Source organism: Sphingopyxis granuli NBRC 100800 (assembly GCF_001591045.1).
In the GTDB taxonomy this organism is placed as follows: Bacteria; Pseudomonadota; Alphaproteobacteria; order Sphingomonadales; family Sphingomonadaceae; genus Sphingopyxis; species Sphingopyxis granuli.
The window spans coordinates 42,747-51,296 of the sequence record NZ_BCUA01000006.1 but is presented as its reverse complement, the minus strand read 5'-3'; the positions used below and the strand labels follow the sequence as shown (position 1 = coordinate 51,296).

Below are 8,550 nucleotides of genomic sequence, written 5' to 3'. Positions count from 1 at the left end.
TGAGTTTTTCAACGCGAGATCGATAGGCTGAAGTAAGCCAGCTTTGTTTCGTTTCAGATGAACCTAAGCGGGCCGGGCTGTCGCTCTTCGGTAACGATCAGCAATCGGGCGGCTCGCGCCTGACGGCGTGACCGCGCTCAGCTTCGCTAGGGCTCCCTTGGCGGGAGCACCAAGCGAAGGCGGGCCGCTCATGCGTCCCGCCCCGTCCGGGCTATGATCGCTGCCGCTGCGCCGGAACCATAGGTTCCGGCCTGGTGACGCCGCGCGGGTGACCCGCGCGGCGGCGTTTGCCTTCGGCCGTCCCGCCGTCGTGGCGGTGAGCGGCGCTCCCTCTTGGGCGCGGCCCGGCGCGTCCGCAAGCCGGCCCTTCGGGCTCGGCTCCTCCACATGCGTTGCGGCCTTTGCAGGTGCGAACGCGCCTCCTGGCCGCGCCCGGCAGGTCGCATTTCGCCGCTCACCCCCACTCCGGGGGAGGCCCGCGCAGGGTTGGGGGCGGCGATGGGAGGATAGCCATGCGCCAGACCAGCAACCGCCGTGCGCGCCGCGAGGTTGGCACGACCAAGCCCAGCGAAGATCGCGCCAGCCTCTATGACGAAGTCACCGGCCGCATCGTCGCCGAGCTCGAAGAGGGCCGCTTTCCTTGGGTCCAACCGTGGCGCAGCAGCGGCGCGGCGGCGCTTGGCCTTCCGCACAATGCGCTCACCAGACGCAGCTATTCGGGCGTCAATATCCTCATTCTGTGGGGCGCGGTGATCGATCAGGGCTGGTCGACACAGGGCTGGCTCACCTTCCGCCAAGCACTGACGGCGGGCGGGCATGTCCGCAAGGGCGAGCGCGGAACCAGCATCGTCTATGCCGACCGCTTCACCCCCGAAGCCGAGAAAGATCGCGCGCGCGAAGCCGGCGAGGATGCGCGCGCCATTCCCTTCCTCAAACGCTTCACCGTCTTCAACGTCGCGCAATGCGATGGCTTGCCGCCCGACCTCGTCGGAGACCCAGCCGCACTTTTGGAGCCGTGCCGCGATTGCGACATTCTGCCGCTTGCCGAAGCCATCATCGCGGCATCGGGGGTCGCCGTCCGCATTGGCGGCGATGAAGCCTTCTATGTGCCCACGCGCGACTATGTGCAGCTTCCGCCGCAGCCCGCCTTCTTCGAGCCGGTCGATTATTACCGCACCGCGCTCCACGAACTGACCCACGCGACCGGGCACGAGTCCCGGCTCGCGCGCAAAATCCTCAACCCGTTCGGCACCAAGGATTATGCTCGCGAGGAGCTGGTAGCCGAACTCGGCAGCGCCTTTCTTTGCGCCACCCTCGGCATCGAGCCGACCGTTCGTCACGCTGATTATCTGGCGTCATGGCTTCAGGTTTTGCGCGAAGACAATCGCGCGATCTTCCGCGCCGCGAGCGCGGCGAGCAAGGCCGCCGACTGGCTGCTCGCACGCCATGCGGAAACGGACGGGATCGACGAACCGCGGGAGGTCGCGGCATGATGCTCCTGACCTCCGATCTTCACGCCGCGCTGCGCGCCAACGCCGCCGCGAATCATGACGCCCTCCAATTCGGCACGGCAGAACCCGATCCGGTTCCGCTGGTCAAATTCTTCAATCCGGTCGGTGCGGCGACATGGCTCGCGACCGAACTTCATGCCGATGGCGACACCTTGTTCGGCCTTGCCGATTTGGGCTTCGGCTTTCCCGAACTTGGAAGCTTCAGCCTGTCCGAACTGGCGGGCGTCCGCTTGCCCTTCGGCCTCGGTATCGAGCGCGATGTCGGATTTGCGAGCGTCCATAGTCTTTCGACATGGGCCGCATGGTCGCGCCGCGCCGGGTCGATCATCATCGCTGAAACATGGCTTCGCCGCGCGTCCAGCGTGGCGAATGACGACGGGATTCCGCCATCCGGCGGATAACGCGCGGCGCGTTTCGCCGCATATCCTGCCGGTCCGCCATCCTCCCATTGTCGCGGCGGGCCGGCACCTTCCATCGAAAGGTGAGCATCATGAAACTCGACTTTATCGCCCCCGACAAGCTGGCGATCAGCAAGGCCAACATGCGCTATGCGAAGAAGCCGCCCGACGTCTCCGACATCCTGCCGACGATCCGTGCGCGCGGCATTCTCGTGCCGCTGATCGTGCGGCCCAATTGTTCTCCCGGCTCCTATGAAATCGTCGCGGGCGCGCGGCGTTTCACCGCCGCGCGGCAGGTCGCCGAGGAACGCGGCGACCTCCCCGGCGAACCGCTGCCCTGTGCCATTCTCGGCGAAGGCGATGATGTCGCCGCCATCGAAGCCTCACTGATCGAGAATATCGCGCGGCTCGCGCCCGACGAGGTGACGCGCTGGGAAACCTTCGCGCGGCTGGTTCGCGAGGGCCGCGATGTCACCGATATTTCGGCGACCTTCGGCATTCCCGAAGCGGGTGTGAAACGCATCCTCGCGCTCGGCAATCTCTTGCCGCGCATCCGCACCCTCTACCGCAAGGAGGAAATCAATGCCGCGACCGTCCGCCATCTGACCCTCGCAAGCAAGGCGCAGCAGAAATCTTGGCTTGCGCTTCATGACGACCCGAACAGCTATTGCCCGACCGGCCATCAATTGAAGGAATGGCTGTTCGGCGGCGCATCGATCAACGTCGATCATGCGCTGTTCGACATCGAGGCGAGCGGCCTCGCGATCATCGCCGACCTGTTCGGTGACGAGCGCTATTTTGCCGACGCCGACATGTTCTGGCGCGCGCAGGAACAGGCGATCCTTGAACGCAAGCAGGCCTATCTCGCCGATGGGTGGAGCGATGTCGTGATCGTCCCACGCGGTGACTATTTCCACCGCTACGACTTCGCACAGGCCCCGAAGCGCAAGGGCGGGCGCATCTATATCGAGGTGCGTAGCAATGGCGACGTCGCCTTCCACGAAGGCTATGTGACGACGAAAGAGGCGCGGCGGCTCGAACGCGGCGAGGCGATCGACAAGGAAACCAAGCCAGCCCGCGCCGAGATCAGCAGCACGTGCCAGACCTATATCGACCTTCATCGTCACGCCGCCGTGCGCGCGGCGCTGATCGGTCACCCCAAGGTCGCCTTGAGGCTCATGGTCGCCCATGCGATTGTCGGCTCCTATCTCTGGCGCGTGCGCGCCGAGCCGCAGAGCTGCCGCAACGATGCGGTGCGCGAGAGCGTCGAAAGCGGCGCTGCGGAGGCGCTGTTCGACGAGCGCCGCCGCGCGGTTCTGGCGCTGATCGGCTTCGATGCCGAGGAACCGACCGTTACCGGCGGCAGTGGCGATCCGCATGGGCTGGTCGGTCTTTTCCTGCGCCTTCTCGAACTGCCCGACCGCGCGGTGATGGACGTCATGACCATCGTGATCGGCGAAACGCTCGAAAGCGGCAGCGCCGTCGTCGAGGCCGTCGGACAGGAAATCGGCATCGACATGGCCGCCGTCTGGCAAGCCGACGACGCCTTTTTCGAATGTCTTCGCGACAGGGACATACTCACCCGCCTTGTCGCCGAGGTCGCAGGCGAAATCGTTGCGAAGGCCAATGCCAAGGAACCGGGTAAGGTTCTGAAACGCATTATCCGCGATCATCTGAACGGCACGAGCGGACGCGAAAAATGCGAAAACTGGGTCCCGAAATGGATGGCCTTTCCGCCCGCCGCCTATAGTGAACGTGGCGGTGTCGGCACGGTGAAAGCCGCCGCGCTGGTCGCGGCAGCGCGCGCCGATCATGCGCCCGTGCGCGATGTCGCAGACACTGGCGGGCCGCAACAGCCCCAGCGCGAAGCGGCCTGAATCCTCGCGGGCGGCGGCGATGTCGCCGCCCATTTTCTCTTGTCTATTTGCATCCTTCCATTCCCTCGGCAGAGGCCGCAAACGCCTTTGCTGACAATCATTCCGCTATCTTCGTCCGGCGGCCCGTGCCGGGACTGGGCATCGACCTGGGACGGCCGCGCCTCCCGCAAAACCATCGCGCGCTGCTGATTTCCCCGCGCCGCTATCGCGGCGCTCCTCGCGGCCGCTTCGCATCCAAATCAGCAGCGCGCTTCCGGTCCTTCGCTGGCGCTTCGGCCTCCGGTTCGCGTGAGCCGCTGAAACCGTCCCTCCGGTCTGCCCATCGCCCGGCACGGTGCTCGGCGAGATCGAAGGAGATGAACAATGTCAGCAATCGGTTATGTGCAGCGCCAGCCCGACGGGTCGTTCAGGGGCGCGATCAGGACGCTATCGGTCAATGCCGAGGTCGCCATCGTCCCCAATCGCGGCAAGAGCGGCGAGCAGCCCGACTATCGCGTGGTGTCGAACGGCGTAGAACTGGGTGGCGGCTGGATCCGCACCGGCGAGGTGTCGCAGCGCGAATATATCCGCCTCGCGATGTCGGCGCCCGAACTCGGTCCGCGCACACTCTACGCCAATCTCGGACGCGCTGCCGGGCAGGATGATGATGACGCCTATGCGATCATCTGGAACCCCGGCGACTGAGCCGAATTTCACCCCGCGCTGTCCATCAGCGCGGGGTTTTCCATGCGCAAATAGGCGGGCAATGAGGCGTGTAAAGCGAGCGTGGCTGTGCGGACGAGAGGAAGAAATCCGCTCAGCAAGGACCAGCATCCGGCGGCGAACGGGCCGCGTCAAGGATCGCCGGTGCCCCCAATTTTGCCGCCGTCTTCACGCCGCTGCGCGGCGCTTCGCCGACGACAAAATCGGCACCCCCGTCGCCCGCTGGCGCGGCCGCTTCGCGGTCCTGGACCCGGCCCGCCCGCCGCCGGGCGAGACCTCATCTTTCGCAAGATGGAGGCAAGAAGATGTCGATTGAACAGCAAATCGAGGAACTGCGCGCCGAACTTTCCTGGTGCGACGACGCGGCCGAACGGCGTCAGATCGAGGCCGAATTGCGCGCCGCCGAGAGACGCTGGAAGCGACACAATCGAGTGCAGAGAGAAGCCGAGAAGGCGGGCTGGCAATAGGCCGGCGCGCGATCGGCGAGGAAGGTTTGGGGAGCGGCGTCCGCGTGGCGTCGCTCCCCTTTTTTGCGCGCGGGGAGGCGTGAGAATGGGCCAGGAGTGATGCGAAGGGGCCGGCGGTGAGGAAAGGCGCGGAAGGCAAGATATAAAGCTACGGCACCGTCCGCTTATGCGGATGATGCCTAAGCTGTTGTCTGCACATCGTTTTTAGGGAGAGGAAAACAGTGCCGCCATGCTGGCGACAGTGCCGGTGCGCCGAAAATCGGCGGTTTTCCGCCACATTCGGCGGCACCGATTTTCATGTCTCCGGGCCGCGCGCATGATCGGGCTTTCTCTCCCACCGAAGGCGCCGATCATATCCACCAACGACGATTTTGAACCGCGGCTCGGCCGCCTTGGCGACAAGGGCCGGAAGCCGCGCCCGCGCAAGTTCCTCTCGCGCGTGATTGCTGCAACCAATCTCGCGCGCGGCGGCGCTCCCGGTCGCGCGCGGCAGTCGGCTTTTACCGGCAGCCGCATCGGGCGCGGCGCTGGCGTCGGTCTCGTCCTGTCATCGCGCGACCGCTTCGCCGCCTTTCGCCAGCGGCGCGTGATCGTCAAGGTTCGCACCGTCAAACTCGGCGGCAACGGATTCGACGTTGCCAAAGCGCATCTGCGCTACGTCGAGCGCGACGGCACGACCCGCGAGGGCGGACGCGGGCAACTCTATAGCGCCGACGGTGACGCGGTGGACCGTAATGCCTGGCTCGAACCGGCGAAGGGCGATCGCCATCAATTCCGCTTCATCGTCAGCGCCGAGGACGGCATGGAATATGACGACCTCAAGCCGCTGACCCGGCGGCTGATGCAGCGGGTCGAAGAGGATTTGGGGACCAAACTCGATTGGGTGGCGGTCGATCACTATAACACCGGCCACCCGCACACCCATATCATCGTGCGCGGCAAGGACGAGCGCGGCAAGGATTTGATTATCGCGCGCGACTATATCAGCCACGGCCTGCGCGAGCGTGCCTCAGAGCTGGTCGACCTCGACCTTGGCCCGCGCACCGATCATGCGATCGAGCAGCGCCTTCGCGCCGAGGTGGAACAGGAGCGGTTGACCAGCATAGACCGCGCGATGCTGCGAGAGGCCGACAAGGATATTCTTGTCAGTTCCAACGCGCGCGGCGCGTTCGATCAGGCTATTCGCATGGGTCGGCTCAAGAAGCTCGAACGTCTCGGGCTGGCGACGCGGCACGGCGCGGCGCATTGGCAGCTCGCCCCCGATCTTGCCGACACGCTGCGCCGCATGGGCGAGCGCGACGACATTATCCGCACCATGCAGCGCGCATATGCGGCGCGCGGAAACGCGCCCGCGATAGTCGATCAGGTCATTTATGACCCGACCGCATCCGATGCCCGCCCGCTTATCGGCCGTGTCGTCGAACGCGGGCTGTCGGACGAATATGCCGATCGCCATTATGTCATCGTCGAGGCGATCGACGGGCGCACCCATTATGCCGAGATCGGCAAGGGCGAAGCGGTCAGCCCGATCCCCAAAGACGCGATTGTCGAGATCGCACCACGTAGCAGCAGCGGCGTTCGTCCCGTCGATCGCACGATTGCCGAGGTCGCGACCGCGAATGGTGGGCGCTACACGATCGACGCGCATTTGCGGCACGACCCGACCGCCAGCGAACGGTTTGCGGAAAGCCACGTCCGGCGTCTGGAAGCCATGCGGCGCGTCATGCGAAACGTCGAGCGCGAACCCGACGGAAGCTGGGTCATCACTCCCGACCATCTCGACAAGGTGGAAGCGTTCGAGGCGCGCCAGCTTCGCGACCGGCCTGTCACCGTCGAAACGCTGTCGGCCGTGCCGCTCGACAAGCTGCCGGGGGCCGAGGCCGCGACGTGGCTCGACCGGGAGTTGGTCGCCGATAGTCCGGCGCCGCTTCGCGATGCCGGTTTCGGAAGCGAGGTTCGCGCCGCGCAAGCGATGCGACGGCAATGGCTGGTTGCCGAGGGGCTGGCCGAGGCACAGGAGGGGCGAACCATCTATCGCCGCAACATGCTCGCGGCCCTGCTGCGGCGCGAGCTGCTGCGCGTCGCGAGCCAGCTATCGGATGAAATTGGCAAGCCCTTCGCCGAAGCGAGGCCGCGGGAGTCGATACAGGGCGGGTTGGTCCGCGCCGTCGATATGACGAGCGGGCGGCAAGCCCTGGTCGAGCGGTCGCGCGATTTTGTTCTGATTCCGTGGCGTCCGGTGATGGAGCGGCATATCGGCAAGAGCGTGTCAGGCATCATGCGCGATGGCGGCATAAGCTGGACGTTCGGGCGGCAGCGCAGCGGGCCGAGCATTTCGTGACGTGCTGTTGGCAATGGACAGCCCATCCAGCGAACGCTAGGCGTGAACATTCAATAGAGTTATGAAACGGCCCGCGCGTGGGCTTACACTGTTTCGTGAGCAATTCAGAACGGAGCGATGCGCCGAATGGCTTGGTGGGATCAATATTTTTCAGCAGGTCAGCGGGACAAAGTTCCACCTGCGAAGCTGGCCTTCGACGTCTCGAACCCTCGCTTTACGCCTGACAAGCAGCCCAACAACGCGACCGATGGCGCGATTATTGCCTACCTTGATCGAACTGCCGATCTAGGCGAACTGATCCAATCGATCGCGGCGAGTGGCTACATCGACATCGAACCCCTGATCGTCATCCCTCGTGACGACGAACTGGTCGTGCTGGAAGGTAATCGGCGTTTAGCTGCCCTCAAGAGCTTGCTCGATCCGGGGTTAGCTGCCGAAGCTGGCGTTACAATTCCTGAGATTTCACCTGAGGTCCGCGCAACTCTTCAAGAGGTTACCGCTTTCAAAGTGCTTCACGAAGATGAAGCGCGCAACCTGATCGGTTTTAAGCACATCAATGGACCGCAAGGATGGGATGCCTACGCTAAGGCGCTCTATGCTGCACGCTGGCTGGACGACGAGGTAGCGAAAGGCGATGCGGGGCTTAGTCTCAATGAAATCGCGGCGCGAATGGGTGATAAGCACGACACGCTTTATCGCATCGTAAGCGCAGTTTACGTGCTGCAACAAGCCCAACAGCTTGAACTTTTTAGGGTGGAAGACCGAGTAAAAAGAAACTTTAGTTTCTCCCATCTTTACACTGCGTTGACCTATACAGAGTTTCGAGATTTTGTTGGCCTCGGGCGCGCGGATCGCTCCGCAAATCCAGAGCGGAATCCAATACGCCCCGACTTTCATGAGAATTTGCGGACGCTGCTCTTGTGGCTATACGGCAGCAAGGCAGAACGCGTCGAGCCTGTCATTAAGACGCAGAATCCTGACCTCTCATTGCTTAAGCGCGTTTTGGGTCATGCCGTCGCCCGAAAGGTTATGCTCGAACGGCATGATCTTGCGGCGGCGCTATCGTTGACTGTCGAAGGAAGCGATCGTTTCAGCAAAGCCTTGGTCGATGCACAGGCATCATTGCATCAAGCTGTGGCCGAGATCACCAACGCGGACAACGACAGCGAAACCATTGAGATCGCTGATGACATTCGCAAACGCGCGACTTTCATCCATACCACGCTCGCCGCACAACAAGCGTCGGACGAATAA

At 63.9% G+C, this 8,550-nt stretch carries 7 protein-coding genes; all 7 read left to right on the top strand.

Annotated elements, in window-relative coordinates; all coding sequences use genetic code 11:
• Nucleotides 1–512 precede the first annotated feature (512 nt).
• The 7 genes from SGR02S_RS02900 (at nt 513) to SGR02S_RS19475 (ending at nt 8,550) form a co-directional block, all read left to right on the top strand.
• The gene (locus tag SGR02S_RS02900) at nt 513–1,493 is read left to right on the top strand and encodes an ArdC family protein (RefSeq protein WP_067105512.1); all 981 of its coding nucleotides are present in this window, start codon (nt 513–515) and stop codon (nt 1,491–1,493) included.
• Complete coding sequence (locus tag SGR02S_RS02895; protein ID WP_067105511.1) at nt 1,490–1,912, top strand: DUF2958 domain-containing protein; 423 nt, start codon at nt 1,490–1,492, stop codon at nt 1,910–1,912. The genes SGR02S_RS02900 and SGR02S_RS02895 overlap by 4 nt, the downstream gene beginning before the upstream one ends.
• An 89-nt stretch (nt 1,913–2,001) precedes the next feature.
• Nucleotides 2,002–3,786: a ParB/RepB/Spo0J family partition protein gene (locus SGR02S_RS02890; protein WP_067105510.1), complete on the top strand. Its 1,785-nt coding sequence runs from the start codon at nt 2,002–2,004 to the stop codon at nt 3,784–3,786.
• A gap of 363 nt (nt 3,787–4,149) precedes the next feature.
• Nucleotides 4,150–4,470: a DUF736 domain-containing protein gene (locus tag SGR02S_RS02885; protein ID WP_067105509.1), complete on the top strand. Its 321-nt coding sequence runs from the start codon at nt 4,150–4,152 to the stop codon at nt 4,468–4,470.
• A 323-nt stretch (nt 4,471–4,793) separates the two neighbouring features.
• Complete coding sequence (locus SGR02S_RS20195; protein WP_169799621.1) at nt 4,794–4,955, top strand: hypothetical protein; 162 nt, start codon at nt 4,794–4,796, stop codon at nt 4,953–4,955.
• Between the two features lie 316 nt (nt 4,956–5,271).
• On the top strand, nt 5,272–7,296 hold the full coding sequence (gene rlxS, locus SGR02S_RS02880; protein ID WP_067105557.1) for a relaxase/mobilization nuclease RlxS: 2,025 nt from the start codon (nt 5,272–5,274) through the stop codon (nt 7,294–7,296).
• 126 nt (nt 7,297–7,422) lie between these two features.
• Nucleotides 7,423–8,550, top strand: coding sequence for a ParB N-terminal domain-containing protein (locus tag SGR02S_RS19475; protein WP_082796912.1), 1,128 nt, complete (start codon nt 7,423–7,425; stop codon nt 8,548–8,550).

Bases quoted from the DNA above. Each gene is read 5' to 3' on its own strand.
- SGR02S_RS02900 (WP_067105512.1), top strand. From the start codon at position 513: ATGCGCCAGACCAGCAACCGCCGTGCGCGCCGCGAGGTTGGCACGACC.
- SGR02S_RS02895 (WP_067105511.1), top strand. From the start codon at position 1,490: ATGATGCTCCTGACCTCCGATCTTCACGCCGCGCTGCGCGCCAACGCC.
- SGR02S_RS02890 (WP_067105510.1), top strand. From the start codon at position 2,002: ATGAAACTCGACTTTATCGCCCCCGACAAGCTGGCGATCAGCAAGGCC.
- SGR02S_RS02885 (WP_067105509.1), top strand. From the start codon at position 4,150: ATGTCAGCAATCGGTTATGTGCAGCGCCAGCCCGACGGGTCGTTCAGG.
- SGR02S_RS20195 (WP_169799621.1), top strand. From the start codon at position 4,794: ATGTCGATTGAACAGCAAATCGAGGAACTGCGCGCCGAACTTTCCTGG.
- rlxS (WP_067105557.1), top strand. From the start codon at position 5,272: ATGATCGGGCTTTCTCTCCCACCGAAGGCGCCGATCATATCCACCAAC.
- SGR02S_RS19475 (WP_082796912.1), top strand. From the start codon at position 7,423: ATGGCTTGGTGGGATCAATATTTTTCAGCAGGTCAGCGGGACAAAGTT.